General features: G+C 74.8%; 15 protein-coding genes. 6 read left to right on the top strand and 9 right to left on the bottom strand.

Annotated features, from left to right (window positions below; translation table 11 throughout):
- Positions 1 to 166: 166 nt before the first annotated feature.
- The gene (locus FZC61_RS13765; protein ID WP_246142688.1) at positions 167 to 1,081 is read right to left on the bottom strand and encodes a phosphotransferase family protein; all 915 of its coding nucleotides are present in this window, start codon (positions 1,079 to 1,081) and stop codon (positions 167 to 169) included.
- On the bottom strand, positions 1,078 to 1,506 hold the full coding sequence (locus FZC61_RS23115; RefSeq protein WP_170286110.1) for a hypothetical protein: 429 nt from the start codon (positions 1,504 to 1,506) through the stop codon (positions 1,078 to 1,080). The genes FZC61_RS13765 and FZC61_RS23115 overlap by 4 nt, the downstream gene beginning before the upstream one ends.
- Positions 1,507 to 1,538: 32 nt before the next feature.
- Here FZC61_RS23115 and FZC61_RS13755 point away from each other — a divergent pair, with 32 nt between their 5' ends.
- The 4 genes from FZC61_RS13755 to FZC61_RS13740 are packed head-to-tail and all read left to right on the top strand — an operon-like array spanning position 1,539 to position 4,809.
- A complete protein-coding gene (locus FZC61_RS13755) occupies positions 1,539 to 2,285 on the top strand; it encodes an ABC transporter (RefSeq protein WP_148614747.1) in 747 nt (248 codons plus the stop codon).
- Complete coding sequence (locus FZC61_RS13750) at positions 2,282 to 3,139, top strand: class I SAM-dependent methyltransferase (RefSeq protein WP_170286109.1); 858 nt, start codon at positions 2,282 to 2,284, stop codon at positions 3,137 to 3,139. Before FZC61_RS13755 ends, FZC61_RS13750 begins: the two co-directional genes overlap by 4 nt.
- Positions 3,140 to 3,148: 9 nt before the next feature.
- The gene (locus FZC61_RS13745; protein WP_148614746.1) at positions 3,149 to 3,847 is read left to right on the top strand and encodes a class I SAM-dependent methyltransferase; all 699 of its coding nucleotides are present in this window, start codon (positions 3,149 to 3,151) and stop codon (positions 3,845 to 3,847) included.
- Positions 3,844 to 4,809, top strand: coding sequence for a hypothetical protein (locus tag FZC61_RS13740; RefSeq protein ID WP_148614745.1), 966 nt, complete (start codon positions 3,844 to 3,846; stop codon positions 4,807 to 4,809). Before FZC61_RS13745 ends, FZC61_RS13740 begins: the two co-directional genes overlap by 4 nt.
- Positions 4,810 to 4,925: 116 nt before the next feature.
- Here FZC61_RS13740 and pgfA read toward each other — a convergent pair whose 3' ends face one another.
- The 7 genes from pgfA to FZC61_RS13705 form a co-directional block, all read right to left on the bottom strand.
- Positions 4,926 to 5,942, bottom strand: coding sequence for a cell envelope lipid trafficking protein PgfA (gene pgfA, locus FZC61_RS13735; RefSeq protein WP_148614744.1), 1,017 nt, complete (start codon positions 5,940 to 5,942; stop codon positions 4,926 to 4,928).
- Between the two features lies 1 nt (position 5,943).
- The gene (locus FZC61_RS13730; protein WP_148614743.1) at positions 5,944 to 7,194 is read right to left on the bottom strand and encodes a glycosyltransferase family 4 protein; all 1,251 of its coding nucleotides are present in this window, start codon (positions 7,192 to 7,194) and stop codon (positions 5,944 to 5,946) included.
- Position 7,195: 1 nt separating this feature from the next.
- On the bottom strand, positions 7,196 to 7,990 hold the full coding sequence (locus FZC61_RS13725; protein ID WP_148614742.1) for a glycosyltransferase: 795 nt from the start codon (positions 7,988 to 7,990) through the stop codon (positions 7,196 to 7,198).
- A 141-nt stretch (positions 7,991 to 8,131) separates the two neighbouring features.
- Positions 8,132 to 8,263, bottom strand: coding sequence for a DUF2613 family protein (locus tag FZC61_RS13720; RefSeq protein WP_148614741.1), 132 nt, complete (start codon positions 8,261 to 8,263; stop codon positions 8,132 to 8,134).
- A gap of 2 nt (positions 8,264 to 8,265) precedes the next feature.
- Positions 8,266 to 10,059 (bottom strand): MmpA family trehalose lipid delivery protein, encoded by a 1,794-nt coding sequence (locus FZC61_RS13715; protein WP_148614740.1) that lies wholly within the window; start codon positions 10,057 to 10,059, stop codon positions 8,266 to 8,268.
- Positions 10,056 to 11,819, bottom strand: a complete 1,764-nt coding sequence (locus FZC61_RS13710; RefSeq protein ID WP_148614739.1) for a hypothetical protein — start codon at positions 11,817 to 11,819, stop codon at positions 10,056 to 10,058. The genes FZC61_RS13715 and FZC61_RS13710 overlap by 4 nt, the downstream gene beginning before the upstream one ends.
- 5 nt (positions 11,820 to 11,824) lie before the next feature.
- A complete protein-coding gene (locus FZC61_RS13705) occupies positions 11,825 to 15,940 on the bottom strand; it encodes an alpha-(1->3)-arabinofuranosyltransferase domain-containing protein (protein WP_148614738.1) in 4,116 nt (1,371 codons plus the stop codon).
- 129 nt (positions 15,941 to 16,069) lie between these two features.
- Between FZC61_RS13705 and FZC61_RS13700 the strand changes: the two genes are divergently transcribed.
- A complete protein-coding gene (locus tag FZC61_RS13700; protein ID WP_148614737.1) occupies positions 16,070 to 17,347 on the top strand; it encodes a lipopolysaccharide biosynthesis protein in 1,278 nt (425 codons plus the stop codon).
- Positions 17,348 to 17,393: 46 nt separating this feature from the next.
- Positions 17,394 to 18,422 (top strand): Atu2307/SP_0267 family LLM class monooxygenase, encoded by a 1,029-nt coding sequence (locus FZC61_RS13695; protein ID WP_148614736.1) that lies wholly within the window; start codon positions 17,394 to 17,396, stop codon positions 18,420 to 18,422.
- Positions 18,423 to 18,640 lie beyond the last annotated feature (218 nt).

The raw sequence follows: 18,640 nt of genomic DNA, 5'->3' as shown, positions 1-18,640 counted from the left end.
CAGAAGTCGTGTGGACGCGCCGGAGACCCGGTTTCACTACCGATCGGCACCGCTTGCACGGCGAACGAGACTGGCTCTGCCGCGACGAGTCACGACCGGGCCCTGATAGCGAGCCGAGATCCGCTCCGTACGGGACGACGGCAGACCTCTGGCGCAGTCTGTGAGTCTACGCGCCGGGTGGCGGGGTGTCGAAACCGGTCGCGACCGCGCGCAGCAGGTCGTGGGCACGCGCCGCCACGGGGTTCGCGTCGCGCCGGCTCGCGAGGTCGACCAGCGCCCACAGGTCGGCGGCCCGGGCCAGGGCGAGCGCCTCAGGCGCCGGCACACCGCGGCGGTGGTGGTAGGCCGCCAGCACCGCGTCCTGGTAGGCCGGCCGGCGCTCGAAGCGCAGCACGTTGCCCAGGTCGGTGAAGGGGTGTCCGGCGTGGGCGAACTCCCAGTCGAGCAGCCCGGTGACCTCGAGGGTGTCGGGGTCGAGCAGCAGGTTCTTGGGGTTGAGGTCGCTGTGGACCAGGCAGCTGCGGTCGACGGTGTCGAGCAGCTCCTGGGCGTCGTGGGCGACCGCCCGCAACCCCGCCCGCTCGTCGTCGGTCCAGTGGGCCAGGGCGGGCAGGTGGGCCTCGACCCACCCCGGCAGCCCGTCGGGCCCGTCCCAGGGACGCACCTGCAGGTCGGGCCCGGCGAGCTCGCCGGGACGCAGCACCGGCATGCCGCCGAGCGTCGCCACGAGGTCACCGACGTGGCGCCCGACCGTGGCCAGCGCGGCGTCGTCGAGGTCGGGCAGGAGCAGGTCGCCCCGCACGCCCGGGAGGAACGAGGTGACGAGCAGCGCCGGCATCTCCCCCGTCGCGGGCCGTACGTCGAGCACCTCGGCGACCGGCACCAGGCCGCGCACCAGGCGCAGCAGCGCCGCGTCGACCTCTGCGCGGGCGGGGTCGCGGGCGTAGATGCGCACCACCTGCCGCTCACCGCCACCGGACCCCCCGCCGACACGGGCCACGAACGTCTCCCCCGACCAGCCGCCCTCCAGCGGCTCGAGCGAGGCGAAGTCGGTCACGCCGCCCGCCATGTCCTCGCTCACGTCGAGCCCCCGGCGCCACCGTCGGGCGCGACCACCCGGTCGGGCTCGACGTGGCGGACGCCGTCTCGGGCCTCGAAGGCCGCGACCAGCGCCGCCTCGGCCCGGTCGCCGAGCGGCCGGTCGGTGCCGACCACGAGCGCGTCGCCCAGCACCGGCGTCACCTCGGTCAACGTCAGGCACAGTTGCTCACCCACGTCGGCGAGCAGCGTGGCGCGGGCCCGGGCGTCGTCGGCCGGCGCCGACCCGGGCTGCAGCAGCACGACGAACCGGTCGTGGCGCTGCTCGCCCGGGGTCACGGCGGCGTACGACGGGCAGGTCGGGGCCGCGGTCGTCGTGGGGTCGGCACCACGGTCGGCCCCACAACCGGCAGAGGCGCCGGCGAGGGCGAGCGCCCCCACGGCCCACCACGATCGCCGAAACCTCATGACCCGACCCTAGGCCCGGCTACGGTGACGGGGTGACCCGCGCCACCGTCGTCCGTGCCGCCCCGCCGACCCTGGCCACGACCCTCGCCGAGGCCGCGACGCTGCCCTGGCGACTCGCGGTCGCCGCCACCCGGGCGACGCTCGCCGTGGGTCATCTCGCCGCGCCCGACGGCCCGATCCGGCGTCCCGACGGCTACGCCGAGCTGGTCTTGCAGGTGATCGGCGAGCGCGGCTACCTGGCCCAGCTGATGGAGCTGGTGCGCGACGACGGCGGGCCGATGCGCCTGGCCAACACCCTCACCGAGCTGATCGCGCCCGACCGCCCGCTGGGTCGGCTGCTGGCGCGCGACGGCGTCCTGGACGGGCTGATGGACGACGACGGACCGCTGGTGCGGCTGCTCGCCCGCGACGGCGCCCTCGAGCGGCTGCTGGCCGACGACGGACCGCTGGACCGGCTGGTCGCCGAGGAGGGCGTGCTCGAGCGGCTGCTGGCCCCGGGCGGGCCGGTCGACCGGCTCACCGAGCGCGGCGGGCTCATCGACACCGTCCTCGAGCGCGACGGCTTCGTCGACAAGCTCGTCGCCGAGGGCGGCACCCTCGACCAGCTCGTGGCCCTGGGCGAGACCCTGCAGCACATCAAGCCCCGCCTCGAGGCCATCGGCGAGCTCATCCCCGAGCTGTCCGCGGCCGCCGACGGGCTCAACCGCGCCGTCGGGCCGCTGAGCGACCTGGTCGGCCGGCTCCCCGGCGGACGTCGTCGTACCGCTGCGCTGTCGTGAAGGACGCGGACCCGACCGCCCCCGACTCCCGTCACCACGCGCCGCTGCCGGCGTCGGTCCGTTCGCAGCGCAGCGTCGTCGACGAGGCCGCGTCGCGCCGGGCCAACGGCCCCGACTGGGACGCCTACGCCGACGAGTACCAGGCCACCCACGGTGCGTTCCTCGGCGACGTCGGCTTCGTGTGGGGCCCCGAGGGCCTGACCGAGGCCGAGGCCGGGGTGCTGGGGCCGCTGGCCGGCCGCGACGTGCTCGAGGTCGGCTCCGGGGCCGGTCAGTGCTCGCGCTGGGTGCGTGCGCAGGGCGGACGCGCCGTGGGGCTCGACCTCTCGTGGCGCCAGCTGCAGCACTCGCGCCGCATCGACGACGAGACCGGGGTGGTCGTGCCGTCGGTGCTCGGCACCGCGACGCACCTGCCCTTCGCCGACGGCTCCTTCGACGTGGTCTTCTGCAGCTTCGGGGCCCTGCAGTTCGTCCACGACATCGACCTGGCGGTCGCCGAGGCCGCGCGGGTGCTGCGACCCGGCGGGCGCTTCGCGTTCTCGATCACCCACCCCACGCGGTGGATGTTCCCCGACGACCCGGGCCCGGCCGGGCTGACCGCCAGCCAGTCCTACTGGGACCGCACCCCCTACGTCGAGGTCGACGACGACACCGGCCGCGTCACCTACGTCGAGCACCATCGCACGCTCGGCGACTGGGTCGGGCTGCTGGCCGGCGCGGGGTTCGTGATCTCGGCGCTGCTCGAGCCGGAGTGGCCCGAGGGCCACGACCGGGTGTGGGGCGGGTGGTCGGCCGAGCGCGGCCGGTGGACCCCGGGCACCGCGATCTTCGCCGCCGACCGTCCGACGGCCTAGGGTCGGCGCGTGGACGAGGACGAGATCCGCAAGTCGGCCGCGCTCGAGCAGCGTCACTGGTGGTACGCCGAGCGCCGCGCGCTCGTGCGACGCCTCGTCTCGCCGCTGACCCCGGGCCGGGCGCTCGACGTGGGCTGCGGCGGCGGTGGCAACACCGGCGTGCTGCGCGACCTCGGCTGGTCGGTGACCGGACTCGAGTACTCCCCCGCAGCGGCCGGCCTGGCCCGCTCGCGCGGCCTGGCCGTCGTCCGCGGCGACGCCCGGCGACTGCCGGTGCGCAGCGACGCGATGGACCTGGTCATGTCGACCGACATGTGGGAGCACATCGACGACCACGAGGCGGTCGCGGCCGAGACCTTCCGGGTGCTGCGCCCCGGCGGCCGGGCGCTCGTCGCCGTGCCGTGCAGCATGGCGCTGTGGAGCGGCCACGACGTGGCCCTGGGCCACGTGCGCCGCTACGAGCGCGACTCACTGGTCGCGGTCATGGAGGGCGCCGGTCTCGAGGTCGTCGACGTCCGCTCCTGGAACGTCCTGCTGCGTCCCGTCGTGCGGATGCGCCGCCGACGAAAGGTCACCAGCGAGAGCGAGATGGAGGAGGTGCACCCGCTGCTCAACGCCGGGCTGCGCGCCGCCGTCATGACCGAGCGGGTGCTGCCGCTCGACCGGCTCCCCGGGGTCTCGCTGGTCGCCCGCGCCGTCAAGCCGTGAACGCCGACCCGTCGATCGCGTGGCGGATCCTGCTCACGGCCGGGCTCGAGCACGCCCCTGACCCCGCGGGCCTGCGTGCCGCGCTCACCTCGCTCCACGCCGCCCAGGGCTGGCCCGGCGACGGCCTGGTCCTCGTCGACGCCGACCTCGCAGCGCTGCGACGACACCTGGGCGGGCTGAGGGCCCCGGTCGTCGCGGTGGGCGTGGCCGGCCCGCGGCTCGTCGTCACGGCCGACCACGCGGCCGTCGACGGGCTCGGCCTGCTCTCGGTGCTGGCGGCGCTGACCGGGTCGCCGGCCACCTCCTCCGCGCGCGGGGTCGGTGACCGCCCCGACGCCGCGGGCCCGGCCCGCACCGTCGTACGACGCCTCGGCGAGGTCGCGCTCGCCCCGCCCGCCCGGGTGCGCGGCACCGGCGGCGACGTCCACGCCGACCACGACACCTACGTCGAGACCACCGTGGCCGGGTCGCCCCGCACGGCCCACCTGATCGCCGCGTCGGTGCGGGCCCTGGCCGGGGTGGGCGCCACGCGGCGGGTCGCCGTGGCCGTCGGGGTCGCCCGCGACGTCGACCACGAGCGGATCGCCGACCGCAGCGCCCTGCTGCGGCTGCGCGGCGCCGAGCGGCTCACGCCTGACGAGATCACCGCTCTCGTGCGCACGGCCCCGACCCAGGCGGCGCCCGCCGCCGGCGGGACGGGCGGCGCCGCGGTCCGGCTCGGGCTGCGGGTGCTCGCGCCCCGCCTCGGCTCCACCCTGCTGGTCAGCCACCTCGGCACGGTCACGGCTCCCGGGGTCACGTCCCTGGCCTTCCACCCGGTCACCGCGGGCGGGAGCGGGTTGTCGCTGGGGGCCTCGACCCTGGGTGACGCCACGACGCTCACGCTGCGGGCACGAGCGCGGTCCTGGGGCCACGACGACCTGGCCCGGCTGCTCGACCGCGTCGTCGACGCGCTGGCCTGACCGTACGACGACCCGCACCCACGGTGGTCGTACGACGAACCGACACCACGACGGCCCCGGACCGTGAGGTCCAGGGCCGCCGCGGGGAGGTACCCAGGTGTCCCGTGCGGGGACGGTCAGGCGTTGACCAGGTGACGCCGGTCGGCCGGGGTGGCCGAGCCGTCGCCGCGGTCGCCGCGGCCGAGCAGCACCCCACCGGCGATGGCAAGCAGCCCGAGGACCAGCGCGATCAGCGGGAACAGCAGCTGCATCCCGCCCAGCACCATGCCCTTGGACTTGGCCGTGTCGACGGAGTCCTTGACCTGCGCCGCGGTGTACTGGACGGTGCCGGTGAAGGCGGTGACCCGGGTGCCGTCGTACTCGAACTCCTGGGTGCGGTCCTCGACGCGGTTGACCGGGGCACCGGTGGCCGGGTCGATGTAGAAGGTGCGCGTCATCGTGTAGTAGGTGCTGGCGTCGACGGTGGGGTCGGTCAGGCCGAAGACCTTGCCGGGCAGCTCACGGGTGCCGTCGAGCAGCGTCTCGGGGATGGTCTGCACGAACTTGTAGACCTCGAGGCCGTCGATCTTCTCGGTGCCGGAGTAGACGGCGGGCGTGGCCTTCTCGATGTTGCCGTCCCACTGCAGGTAGTCCTTCTTCTGGGTGTCGAAGGGGAACTTCAGCCACTGGCCCGAGCGCTCGACCGGGTCGGAGGTGACGTCGCCGGTGGTGGAGTCGGACACGTCGATCGAGCTCGCGCACACCTCGCACCCGATCGCGGCACCCGAGACCTCGTCGAACGCGCCGCGCTCGGAGGTCTGCTGGAAGCAGCCCGGCTTGGTGCTGCCCTCGCACGTGGCCCCGGGGACGTCGTCCCGGGTGATCGAGGACCGGTTGACCCAGACGGCCACGCCGTCGGGGGCGTCGACGCTGCTGTCGGCGATCGTGAAGGACTCGACGGTCAGGTCGGTGGTGAGCGGGGCGAGGGTCGTGGCGTCGAAGATCTCGGCGTCCTTGGCCTCGAGCATGGTGGTCGACTCGTAGTTGGTCGGGACCTTCGCGAGGGCCGGGTAGGCGTAGAACTTCATCAGGGCCGCGGCCACGATCAAGAACGCGCCGAGGCCGATCAGGCCGGAGCTGGCGATGCGACGCATGTCAGTACCTCTCAGTGGGTGCAGCGACGAGGACCGACGCTGCGGTGGTGGGAGCAGGGGAAAGGGGAACGGGGGTGGGGTGCCGACCGAGCTCGGCGGCGACGAGGTCGACGCCCTCGCGGTGCATCCGCTCCCAGCTGAAGTGGGCGGCCCACTCCTGGCAGGCGCGGTGGGTGCGGCCGCGATGGTCGGGGTCGTCGAGGTCGGTGAGGGCCGTGCGGACGGCGTCGGTGAGGCGCCGGCCCACGACGTCGGGGTCGGCGTCGTCGGGCACGAGGGTGCCGGTCACACCGGGGCGGACCGAGTCGCGCAGCCCGGGGACGTCACGCGCCACCGTCGTGACCCCGTGACCGGCGGCCTCGATGACCACCTGGCCCCAGCCCTCGCTGTCGGAGGCGCAGACGTGCAGCGCGGCGCGGCGGAGCACGGCCCGCTTGGTCTCCTCGGTCACGAAGCCGTGGAAGGTGACGCGGTCGTCGAGGTCGAGCTCGGTGGCCAGCGCGCGCAGGCGGTCGAGCTCGGGGCCCTTGCCGCAGACGTCGAGGTGGAGACCGGGGCGCTCCTCGCGCAGGGCGTGCAGCGTGCGCAGCACCAGGTCGACGCGCTTGTGGGGCACGAGGCGGCCCAGGACCACCATCCGGTCGACGTCGGCGGCGAGATGGCCTGTGTGGTCGGGCGCGGGCACCGTGGCGCCGTTCTCGAGCAGCCCGACCGGGGTCGTCCACCCCAGGGCGCGGACCATCTCGACGCGCGTGGAGTCGGACACCGCGACCACCCGGGCCCGGCGGTAGACCCGCGGCATCGCGACCTTCTCGAGCCACTGCCCGAACCGGGCGACCGGACCGAGGAAGTAGGTCGCGAACTGCTCCTGGTGGACGTGGTGCATCACCATCACCACCGGGGTCGCACGACGCACGAACAGCGGCGAGAACGTGGGGATGCCGCACGACGGGTCGATCACGACGTCGACGGTGCGGCGGCGCCGCAGCAACGACCAGGCGGCGTAGGCGTAGAAGCCGAAGGTGCCGCCGCCGCGGCGTACGTCGATGCCGTCGCGCACCGTGCGCCGGGCCGCGCCGCGCTCGCGGGCGGTGACGAACGTGACCTGCGCCCCCGCCCGGCGCAGGCCGGTGGCCAGCTCCCAGGCGTAGTGCTCGGAACCGCCGGCGAGCGAGTGGTCGAGGTCGCGCCAGTTGACGACCACGACGCGCGCACCGGCGAGTCTCGAGGGGGCGGAGGCGGTCGACGGCATCTCAGGCCTCGACCGCGACCAGGAGAGCGGGGGCCGGGGCCAGCGGCAGGGCCGGCACCGCGGTGGCGGGTCCGGCCGGGGCCGCACGCAGCAGCCACGCGATGACCGCGAGGTTGAGGAACGAGCCGGCGCCGTGGCGCAGCGGCGCGAACGTCGAGCCGGGCACGTCGGCCCACTGCACGGGGAACTCCTCGATGACCGCGCCGCCGCGCTGCAGGCGCGCGAGCAGCTCGACGTCGAAGGAGAACCCGGTGGTGCGCAGCGCGGCGAAGACCGTGACGGCGAGGTCGCCGCGCAGGGCCTTGAAGCCGCACTGGGTGTCGCGGATGCCGGGCACGACCTTGGCGGTCAGCGCGCGGTAGCGCAGGGCGCCGGCCTCGCGCAGCCGACTGTGGCGCACGGCGGTGTCGGAGCCCTCGGCGGCCCGCGAGCCGATGGCGACGTCGGCGCCGAGCGCCAGCAGCCGCCAGGACTCGAGCAGCGCGTCGAGGTGGGTGGCGCCGTCGGCGTCCATGAAGACCACGACGTCGGACGAGGTCGCCCCCGTCGCCGCGACCCCGGCCGCGACCGCGGCACCCTTGCCGCGCACGGCGCACGTGACGACGCGCACGGGCACCGCGTCGGTGCTGGCCTCGAGCGCGACCGCAGCGGTCGCGTCGGTGCTGAGGTTGTCGACGACGACGACCTCGACCGGTTGGAGCACCGACGCGTGCTCGCGCACGAAGCGCCGCAGCTCGCGCAGGGTGCGCGGCAGCCGGAGCTCCTCGTTGTACGCCGGTATGACGATGTGCAGCATGCGGGCCCTCCCAAGCCGTGAGCAGCATCGGGTCCCTCCCTCCCGGGGGACCCGCCAGCAGGTGACGGCGTGCCTGTAGGCCGACGACCGGTGCGCACGACTCTCGTGTGCTGGCGGTCGGGCGTCAGGCACGCACCGGCGTCACTCGCTGGAGTACTGAGCCAGCTGCTCGCTGGAGACCTTCTGCTGGTCCCCCTGGGCGGCCTTGACGCCGCCGACCATGGCTGCGGTCGCCAGGGCGACTCCGACGACGGCCGAAATGATCATGTTCATGCTCAGTCCCCTCCCAAAGACTTGAGCGGCCACCGTCGCGAAGATGTGATGGTGGTTACTCCCGAGTGCAGTATGCGCATGAGACCACACAGGAGCAACACGAACACACATCCATGACCCACAATGACCAGGCCCGCATGGTCATCGTGACTACTCGGCCCGTCCGTTCGGACCTGCGCCGGGTCCTTGGACCCTGTCGCCGGGGCCGCGAGGTCGAGCAGCAGCAGCGTGTCCCCGTCGTACGCCGTCCCACCGGCCGGCAGGGCGGCTGCGGCCCGGTCGGCGCCGGGCTCCACGAGCACCCAGCGCACCCCGAGGTCGCGCAAGGCGCTGCTCACCTCGGTCGGGGACCCGGCGGCCAGGGCACCGGTGACCGCGGTGACGCGGGGGTCCTCGGAGGGCACCTCGCGACCGTCGACGAGGGTGCGGTCGTCGACCAGCACCTCGCCCGGCAGCAGCCGCGGCGCAGGGTCGAGCACGGCGCGACCGTCGTTGAAGGCGAAGCGTCGGTAGCTGCCCTGCCAAGGCAGCACGACGGTCGCGGCGTCCCCCGGGCCGGTCGGGTCCCCGACGAGGTCGGCCACGGCGGCCCAGTCGCGAGGGTAGGAGGAGCGGGCGAGCTCGCCGCCGCCCCACGCCAGGCTCGGCAGCAGGACCACCGGCGCGACGACGGCCAGCCCGACCACCGCCCACCACGCCTCGCGTCCGGGGGCCACCTGCTCGCGGACCCAGGTCACCGCGGCGGCGAGGCCCACCGCCAGGGCCAGGGCGGCGGGGGCCAGGAAGCGCTGCGAGTCGCGCAGCAGCGCGGCCGCGGGGACCCGGTCGCCCACCTGCTCGAGCAGCGCCGCGCCCGCGCCACCGGTCAGGCTGGTCGGCAGCGCCGCGACGACGAGCGCGACGCCGGCCAGCGCGAGCAGCCGGCGTACCTCGCTCGGGTCGGAGCCGCGGCGCAGGGCGCGGCGCAGCCCGGCGAGGGCGGCCGCGGCGAGCAGGCAGGAGAGCAGCACGACGACGGCGCTGGTGCGTTCGGGCGCGAGGATCGAGGTCTTCCAGGTGCCGCCGAGCGAGAGCAGGCTCGCCAGCACGCCGGCCGCGGACTCGGCGCGTGCGGCGAACAGGTCGAAGACGCCGTCGGTGGTGACCGCAGCTGCGTCGGCAGTCAGCGACGGCAGCAGCCAGGTCAGGTTGGCCACGACGCCCAGGGCGACCACGACGGCCCAGGACCGCGGGTCGCGCCACCGGACGCCCAGCACCACCAGCACCACCACCGCCATCACGCCCGACGACGGGCTGCACACCGCCGAGACCGCCAACGCCACCGCGGCGGGCGCCCACCCGGCACGCAGGTCGCGGCGCAGCCGGCGGGCGGCGAGCGCGACCCAGGGCAGCGCGAGGTAGCCGGCCAGGATCGCCCACTGCCCGAGCAGCAGCCGCTCGTGGACCCAGGGGTTCCACAGGTAGAGCACGGTCGCGGCCGCGCGGGCCGCGGCGAGCCCGGCGTACGGGCGCACCAGGCGGGCGGCGCCGAGCCCGCCGAGCACGAAGGCCGTGACCAGGAAGGTCTTCTGCACCCACGACCCGGGCACGAGATGGGTGAGCACCGAGACGATCGCGTCCATCGGCACCGCCCGGGGCAGGGACCCGTCGAGACCGAGCCAGGCGTCCTTCCAGGGCTGACGAGGCACGAAGACCATGTCGCCGAACAGCCAGTAGCCGGGACCCACGAGCAGCGGCCCGAGGACGACGAACGCCACCAGGCCCGAGACGGCGAGGTCGAGACGGGTCGACCTCACGGGAGCTCCGGCAGCCCGACCTCGAGGGAGGCCACGCAGACGGTCGAGGCGCCGTCGACCCGCAAGGACACCGACTCGACCTCCCGCCCCTCGTCGGGCAGCACGAACCAGATCTCGTTGGGTCCGGTCCGGGCCAGGAAGCGGTCGCTCCACGAGCCTGCGGCGACCTCGACGACGGCCTCGGTGTCGGTGAAGTAGCCCAGGTGCGCGACCAACCGGCCGCGGATGCCGACGGCGAGTGGCACGTCGGTGGTCGTGGAGTCGACGGGCCAGCCGCACCGGTCGACGGGCCCGGGGCGCATCGGGATCGACCCGGCGAGCCGGACGGGCACCAGGTGGCCGGTGCGGTCGACCATCCGCATCCGCGGTGAGGGCTCGTCGAAGACCGGGTCCTCGGGCAGCGGGGCGAAGACGCGCGACAGGCGTGAGTCGTCGCCGACCAGCGGCAGGACGATGTCGGCGGGCACGAGCGCGTCGACGACCACCTGCTGGGGGTCGGCGGCGAGGTCGGCCCGGAAGTGGTCGACGTAGGCACGGTCCTCGAGGTTCTGGAAGTGCGGCACCAGCACGGCGGTGCCGAACGCCGCCCCGACCAGGTAGGCACCACCCAGGACGCCGAGCACCGCCGTACGACGTCGGGCCCAGGCCGGGCGGCTCAGGTGCAGCCCGTAGTGCTCGGGCGCGCCACGCAGCGCGAACGCCGCGGCGAGGACGGCGGCGTGGATGGTGTCGGAGGCGTAGCGCGGGTCGAGGCCGATGACCCGTCCGAACCCGCTGCGCCCGGCGAGGACCAGGGCGAGGTCGGCCAGGACGTAGGCCACGAAGAACGCGACCGCCCAGCGCCGGGCGGGGCCGCCGCGCCACAGCAGCAGGCCCGCCGTGAGGGCCGCGAGGACCAGGGAGACCGCGACGACCCAGCCGTCGGTGTCGACGGCGCCGCCCTTGAGGGTCGCCGCCCACGGACCGGAGAACACGCCGGGCAGCACGTTGCTGCCGACGAAGGCCCAGGAGATGTCGAGCCACGCGCCGACGTCGTTGTCGCCGCCCTCGACGGTGGTGACCTGGCGGTGCAGCACGAGGTAGGTGACCAGGAGCACGACCAGGCCGACCCACAACGGCCAGAACCGCCGCAGGGCCGCGGTGACCCGACGCCAGCCGCTGGCCTCGTCGGCCAGGAGCACGGCCGTCGCGAGCAGCACCGGCGTGATGAGGATGGCCCGCTCGTGCCAGGCCAGGCCCATCACCACCGAGCCGACGACGACCGCGTGGTTGACCCAGGCCCGGCCGACCCCCTGGCGCTGCCGGGTCAGGAACAGCACCCCCAGCAGCGAGAAGAACAGGTGCGGCCACAGGCACACCGCGGCCGCCCACCACAGCGAGGTCATCAGCGACAGCGGCGACCACGCGAGCACCGCGAGCAGGAGCACGCGGACCCTGCGCCCGGGCAGCAGGCGGGTCAGCACGTGCCACAGCACCACCACCGTCAGGGTCTGCATCACCACGACGATCGTGGCGACCAGCGGCCAGCCGAAGGGGTCGAGGTTGACCACCAGCCAGAAGGTCAGCTGCTGCATCGGGTTGACGTGACCGGCGTTGGGGGTCAGGAAGAGGAAGTCGAAGCTCAGAGGCACCTCGAAGGCGCGGTGGTGGAAGAAGTAGTCGTCCTGGTTGAAGTAGGACCCGGCCATCAGCACGCTGCGCCACACGACCATGACGACCACGACCGCGAGCGCCGCCGCCCCCTGGCGTCCGCCCCACATCCGCCTCACGAGGCGGCCCCCGGGGCGTGGGCCGGGGCTGGGGCCGGTGCCGGCGTCGCGACGTCGGCCCAGGGCGGCGGGGGCACGAGCGCGAGCCCGGCGAGCAGCCCGACGCCGAGGGCGGCGGCCGCGTCACCGAACGCCCACCACCACGCGGCCCCGCCGAGCACGTCGATCCCGGCGGCGACGACCACGAGTGCACCGGCCGCGACGGCGACGGGCGTGAAGCGCGCGCGCAGGGCCGCGGAAGCCACGAGGCCGACGGCGGCCACCGGGCCCAGCAGCAGCGTCGCCAGCCCTGCGAGGGCCGGGTAGCCCCAGCGCGGCAGGGGGCGGTGCCGCGCCGGTGGCCAGCTCAGGTCGGGGCTCGTGCGGCGTCGTACGGCGGCCAGGGCGGTGAGGAGCAGCAGCACGACCCCGGCCAGCAGCAGGGCGCCGCTCACCCCGAGGCCCAGCGGGAGCAGCACGCGGTAGACGTCCTGGGGGCGGTAGGTGAGCTCGACGGTGGTCGCCCCGCCCGCGGGCAGCACCCAGCCCTGCTGCCACCCGTCGACCCGCAGCGCCTGCAGCGGCCGACCGTCGGCCTCGGCGACCCAGCCCGGGTTGAAGTTCTCGGGCAGGTGGAGCAGCGTCGCTGCTCCCCCTCCGACCTCGACGGTACGACGGCTGGCGGACCAGCGGGTGACGTCGAGGTCGCGCGGGGCCTCGCTCGGCGCCCGCGGCGGCGAGGTCGTGAGCCCGGCCACCGCGACGGCCTGGAACTCCACCGTCGGCGGCACCGTGAGCCGGTGCTCGCCGGCGGCCAGGACCAGGTCGTCGCAGCCCTCGAGGCGCAGCGGACTGCCCTGGACGACGTCGGCCATGGTGCCGACCACGCGGGTCGGCACCCGGCGGCCGTCGACGACCACGGGCGGACCGAGCCCGCACACGGCGCCGGTCGGGGTCGCGGCGTCGAAGGCACGGGCCAGGGGGGCACCTCGCAGGGAGAGCTCGCGCACCGCGACCCGGGGCGACCCGTCGGCCTTGACGAAGGTGACCTCGAAGCGCCGCCCGCTCAGCGCCGGGAAGCGCACCATCGCGCCACGGTCGCCGGCGCCGGACAGGTCGACCTCGCGCACCTGGGTCTCGGAGCGCACCACGGCCGACGAGGGCGCCCCGGGTCCCGGCTCGACCTGCAACCCCGAGACCGTGCGCCGCTTGGCGAAGCGGACGAAGAGCGTGGGGCTGCGGTCCTCGTCGGCCGAGACCCACCCGGTGTCGGGGTTGCCGTCGTAGACGAAGCGGGTCGCGACGCGCGGGTCGGCGCCGTAGACCGACGTCGCACCGACCTGGCGGGTGGTGAGGGGCTCGAGCAACCGACCGGTCTCGCGGGTGCTGCGCGCGATCACCTGGCCGCGCAGCGACCACGTGCCGGTGCCGGTGGTGGTGAAGGTGCGGTCGAGCCCGTCGGGCTCCTCGTTGCCCCGGATGCGCGACACGTCGCAGTCGGGCAGGGCCCCGGCCACGTCGCCCTGCGTGGCCGCGACGCAGGCCCGGCGCTCGGCCGTCGTGGTGAAGACCCAGGAGCCGGCGGGGGCCACCGTGCCGGGGACCAGCAGGGTGCGCGTCGCGGAGCGACCGTCGACGGTGACCTCGCGCAGCCCGATCCGGCCCCGGTCACCGGCGGTGCCGACGTCGTCGACGCGCACCTCGACGGCGTCGACGAGCCGGCCGTCGAACCGCGCCGTGACCGGCGCGCCCGACGGGCTGGTCTCGACCGTGCGGGTCTGGTCACCGGCGCGGACCTCGAGCGAGCGGATCGGCAGCAGCGCGGCGTCGTCGGCGACCGGCAGCACCGTCACCTGACGCACCGGGCGGGGGCGGGCGAGCGCGAGGCGCAGCCACTGGTCGCGCGGGTCGGTCGACGACGAGGTGACCCAGCGGGTGCGGGGGTCGCCGTCGACGGCGAAGTAGGGGGCCGCCTGCAGCACCACCGGGCCGAAGTTGTCGGCGTAGGCCTGCGACGACGACGCGGTCAGGCCCGCGAGCCCGTCGTAACGGGCGGTGACCTGGGTGGCGCCGGAGACGGTCGGGTAGTCGTGGACCGAGCGCTCCACGCGCCAGTCGTCGTCGGCCCCGAGGACGGCGGAGACCGACTCGTCGCCGGACCCGAACGCACGCTCGCGGCGCTGGTCGCCGTCGGTCACGACGTCGGCGGGGGCGTCCCAGCCGGGCTCCCCCTCGAGCACCGTCGCGCGGGTGCCGTCGGCCAACCCCTCGTCCTGCAGGGCGAGCACGCTCTCGGGGGCGCCGCGCACCGTCACGACCTCGTCGACCGGCGTGGCCCGCAGGGTCGGCAGGGCTTCCCCGACCTCGTAGACCGCGACCTCCGGCCCGCCCTCGCGGTCGTCGCCCCACGACGCGACCGGCGACAGGCCGGCGGTGGCCAGGGAGACCGTCGCCCCGGCCGGGTGGGGCGAGCCCGTGGTGGTGCGGTCGAGGTCGCGACGTACGACGACGTGGCCGATCCCGGCGCGGGCCAGCTGCTCGCCCAGGCCGTTGGACGCGCGGCCCGTCGAGGCCAGCTGGTCGAGCGCGGCCAGGAACCGCAGCGACTGTCCGGGCACGATCGGGACCTGGCTGCGGGTCACCAGGTCGGCACCGCCGAGCACGAGCAGGGGCTCGTCGAGGGTCCACCCCCAGGTCTGCTCCGCGAAGCCCGAGCCCGGCAGCACCAGGGTGGTGCGGCCGTCCTGGTGCGCGGCGAGGTAGTCGCGGGCCTGCACCCAGGGGTCGGCGACCTCGTCCCACCCCGGGGTGCGGGCGTTGTTGACGAGGTAGGGCTGCCCAAGGGTGAGCACCACGGCGAGGGGCACCATGACCAGCAGCGGGGTGCTGGGGGTCCACGACGGGCGCCGGGCCAGCAGCGCCGCCACGGCGAGCGCGACGGCGTGGCCGAAGCCGATCGCCAGGGGCAGCCGTACCGTCGGGTCGATCTTGTGGACGTTGCGGAAGATCTGCAGCGGGCCGTCGAGCAGCGCGCGGACCGACCCGGCGACGGGGCTGCCCTCCCACCCGCCGTGGGCGATGGTCAGGGACCCGAGCCCGACCAGCACGGCCAGGACCAGCGGCCCGCGCAGCACGTGCCGCAGGTGCGCCAGCCCCACGACGCCGATCCCGGCGACGAGGGCCGACACGAGCACCAGCTGGGGCTCGGAGACCAGGTCGTTGGCCGCGGGCCACCACTGCTGGCCGCCCACGACGAGGTAGGCCACCCAGTGCGACGCGCCGCGCGAGGCCTCGGACCACCCGACGAGCGCGGTCGTGTCGGCCGCGCTCTCGACGTACTCGTAGAACGGCGGGGAGTAGCCCGCCAGCACCAGCAGCGGCAGCGCCCACCAGGTCGACGCGACCCCGACCGCAGCGGCCCAGCCGGCCGCGAAGCGCCACGACACCAGGTGGCGCCAGGCGCCCCAGCCGACCAGGATCGCAGCCAGCGGCAACGACCCTGCGTTCTCGACCGCGTTGACCCCGCCCATGCAGACCACGGCCGCGCCGCTGAGCAGCGCCGCCCGCCACGGCACCATCCGCCCGCCCAGCGCCAGCACCACGGGCAGCACGACCCACGGCATCACCGCACCGGGCAGGGTCTCGCCGGTGATCACCGAGACGGTGCCGAGCAGGCGCGGCGCGAAGCCGTAGACGACCCCGGCCAGCAGCGCGTACGCCGGCGCCAGGCCGACCGCGCCGGCGACCCGTCGCGCGCCCTCGACGGCGACGACGAGCACGAGCGCCGACCAGAGCCGCTGGCTCACCCAGTCGGGGAGCCCGACCAGGTCGCCCAGCACGAACCAGCTGCCCTGCGGGAACAGGTAGCCGTAGGCCTGGTTCTGGAACTCGCCGAAGTTGGACTCCGGGTGCCACAGCGTGAACGCGCTGGCCAGGAAGTCGGCCGGGCGCTGGGTGAGCTCGGCGCGGGTGTCGTAGGTCGTGGTGCCCGGCGACTGCAGCAGCGACATCAGCACGAAGAGCAGGTAGAGCCCGGCCGCGGCGCCCGCGGCGCCGCGAGACCCGCGCGGGGCCTGCTGCGGGGCCTGGTGTGGGGCCTGCTGCGGGGTCGCCGTGGCGCGCCGACCACCCACCCCACACCTCCCGCGTGCCGTCGCACCTCGCCCTGGTGTGGCAGCCCACACTCGCGACCCCAGGCTAACGCTCGCCGCCAGCGCCGGTGCCGGGCGTCGGTGACGGGTGCTGTGGAACACTCCACTCTCGTGTCCGAGCCGCTCCCACCCCCCGGCGTCGACCCGGCACCCACCACCAAGGCCGCGCACGGCAGCGTGATCGCCGTCGCGATCGGCGTCATGAACATCGCCACCTACGGCTTCACCATCATCGCCGCCCGCGCTCTCGGCCCCCAGGCCTACGGCGCCTTCGCCGCCGTGATGAACGTGCTGATCGTCGTGTCGGTCGCCTCGCTGGCCCTGCAGGCCACCGCCGCGCGCCGCATCGCCTCGACGCCCGGGGACGTCCACCAGATCGAGGCCGGCATCCGCCACGTCACGCTCCGCGCCGCCCTCACCCTCGGCGCCCTGCTCGTCCTCGCCGCGCCGCTGATCAACACCGCCCTACGGCTCGACAGCCTGCTGACCGCCGCCCTCATCGGCCTGACCGCCGTCCCCCTCACCGTCATGGGCGGCCAGGCCGGCATCCTGCAGGGCGAACGCCGCTGGCGGCCCCTGGCGGTGCTCTACACCGCCGCCGGGGTGCCACGCCTGGTCGTCGGCACCGCCCTGATCCTGTGGCGCCCCGAGGAGCTCACCGCCACCCTCGGCGTCCTCGTCGGCGCCACCGCACCCGTCCTGGTCGGCTGGTGGGCACTCCGCGAGCGCGGCGACCTGCACCACGACCACCCGCACCACCCCGACCTCAGCGGGGCCGACCACGGCAGCCGTGCCCTGGTCCGCGAGTCGGTCCGCAACTCCCAGGCACTCCTGGCCTTCTTCGCCATGTCCAACATCGACATCATCGTGGCCCGCAACGTGCTGCCCGACCACGACTCCGGCCTCTACGCCGGTGGCCTCATCCTCACCAAGGCCATGCTGTTCCTGCCCCAGTTCGTCGTCGTCCTGGCCTTCCCCGACATGGCCGACCACACCGCCCGACGACGCGCGCTGCGACTCAGCCTCGCCATCGTCGGGGTCCTCGGCGTCGTCGGCATCGCCGCGTCCTACCTGCTCTCGCACGTGGCCCTGGTCTTCATCGGCGGCAACGACTACACCGACGTCCAGGACCAGCTCTGGCTCTTCGCCGTGCTCGGCACCCTGCTGTCGATGATCCAGCTCCTGGTCTACGCCCTGCTCGCCCAGGAGAACGGCCGCCTCGTCGCCCTGCCCTGGCTCGCCCTCGCCCTGATCACCACCCTGGCCGCCACCCTCGCCGACACCGTCGGATCGCTTCTGGCCGTCGTCATCAGCATCGACACCGTCCTGCTCGTCGTGCTGCTCGTGCCCGCCCTGCGCCGCGCCCCGGACGGCGCTGGGACCCGCTGACCGCCGGTCCTGTTGAATCGAGGTCCCGGACCCAGGAGGACCCCTGATGCACGTCGGCGTCGACAGCTTCGTCTCGACCGTGACCGACCCGAGCGACGAGCGGGTGATCGGTCCGGCCGAGCGCCTGGAGCACCTGCTGGAGGAGATCACCCTCGCCGACCGGGTCGGGCTCTACTCGTTCGGGATCGGCGAGCACCACCGCAGCGAGTACTACGACTCCGCACCCCAGATCATCCTCGCGGCCGCGGCGGCCCGCACCGAGCGGATCCGGCTGGGCAGTGCGGTCAAGGTCCTCAGCGCCGACGACCCGGTGCGGGTGTTCCAGCAGTTCGCCACCCTCGACCTGATCGCCAAGGGACGCATCGACCTGGTGGTGGGCCGAGGCTCGTTCACCGAGGCGTTCCCGCTCTTCGGCCTCGACCTGGCCGACTACGACTCGCTGTTCAGCGAGAAGCTCGAGCTGCTGCTGCAGATCCGCGACGGCGGACCGATCACCTGGTCGGGCCGGCACCGGCCCGCGCTCGTCGAGCAGACGGTCTACCCCCGCCCGTTCCAGGACCCGCTGCCGGTCTGGGTGGGTGTCGGCGGCACCCCCGAGTCGTTCGCCCGCGCCGGGCTGCTCGGCCTTCCGCTGATGATCGCGATCATCGGCGGCGAGCCCCAGCAGTTCGCTCCCCACGTCGACCTCTACCGCCGCGCGGGCGCCCACGCCGGCCACCCGCCCGAGCAGCTCAAGGTCGGCCTGCACGTCTTCGGGTTCGTGGCCGACACCCTGCGGGCCGCGGCCGACACGATCTACCCCGGCTGGCACCAGATGTTCACCCAGGTCTCGCGCGAGCGCGGCTTCCCGCAACCGACGCGGGCCCAGTTCGACGCGACCTCGGGACCCGACGGCGCGTTCTTCCTGGGCGACCCGCAGACCGTCGCCGACAAGATGCGGCGCGTGTCGGACCAGCTCGGCGGCGTCGACCGGCTGTCGCTGCAGATGACCAACCCCCGCCTGGCCCACGCCGACCTGCTGCGCGGCATCGAGCTGCTCGGCACCGAGGTCGCCCCCCTCGTCGCCGACGTCTGACTCCTCGCTGGTCGAGGTGCGAGGAGCCCTGGCGACGAGCCTCGAGACCACCGCCGCCACCGCTCGACCGGGCCATCGCTGCCAGGGACGAGGTGGGTCAGGCATGTCGGCTGCGGGGGTCTCGACACCGCCTCGCGACCTCGCAGGCTCGGTCGGCGACCTGGATGCTCGACCACCATCGACGCGAGCACCCAGTCGCTTCGCTCCTGGGTCTCGCG

Origin of the sequence: Nocardioides rubriscoriae, from assembly GCF_008087085.1 — a bacterium.
GTDB classification, from domain to species: domain Bacteria; phylum Actinomycetota; class Actinomycetes; order Propionibacteriales; family Nocardioidaceae; genus Nocardioides; species Nocardioides rubriscoriae.
Note: the sequence above shows the minus strand (reverse complement) of the source record. Positions and strands in the feature narration are given on the sequence as shown.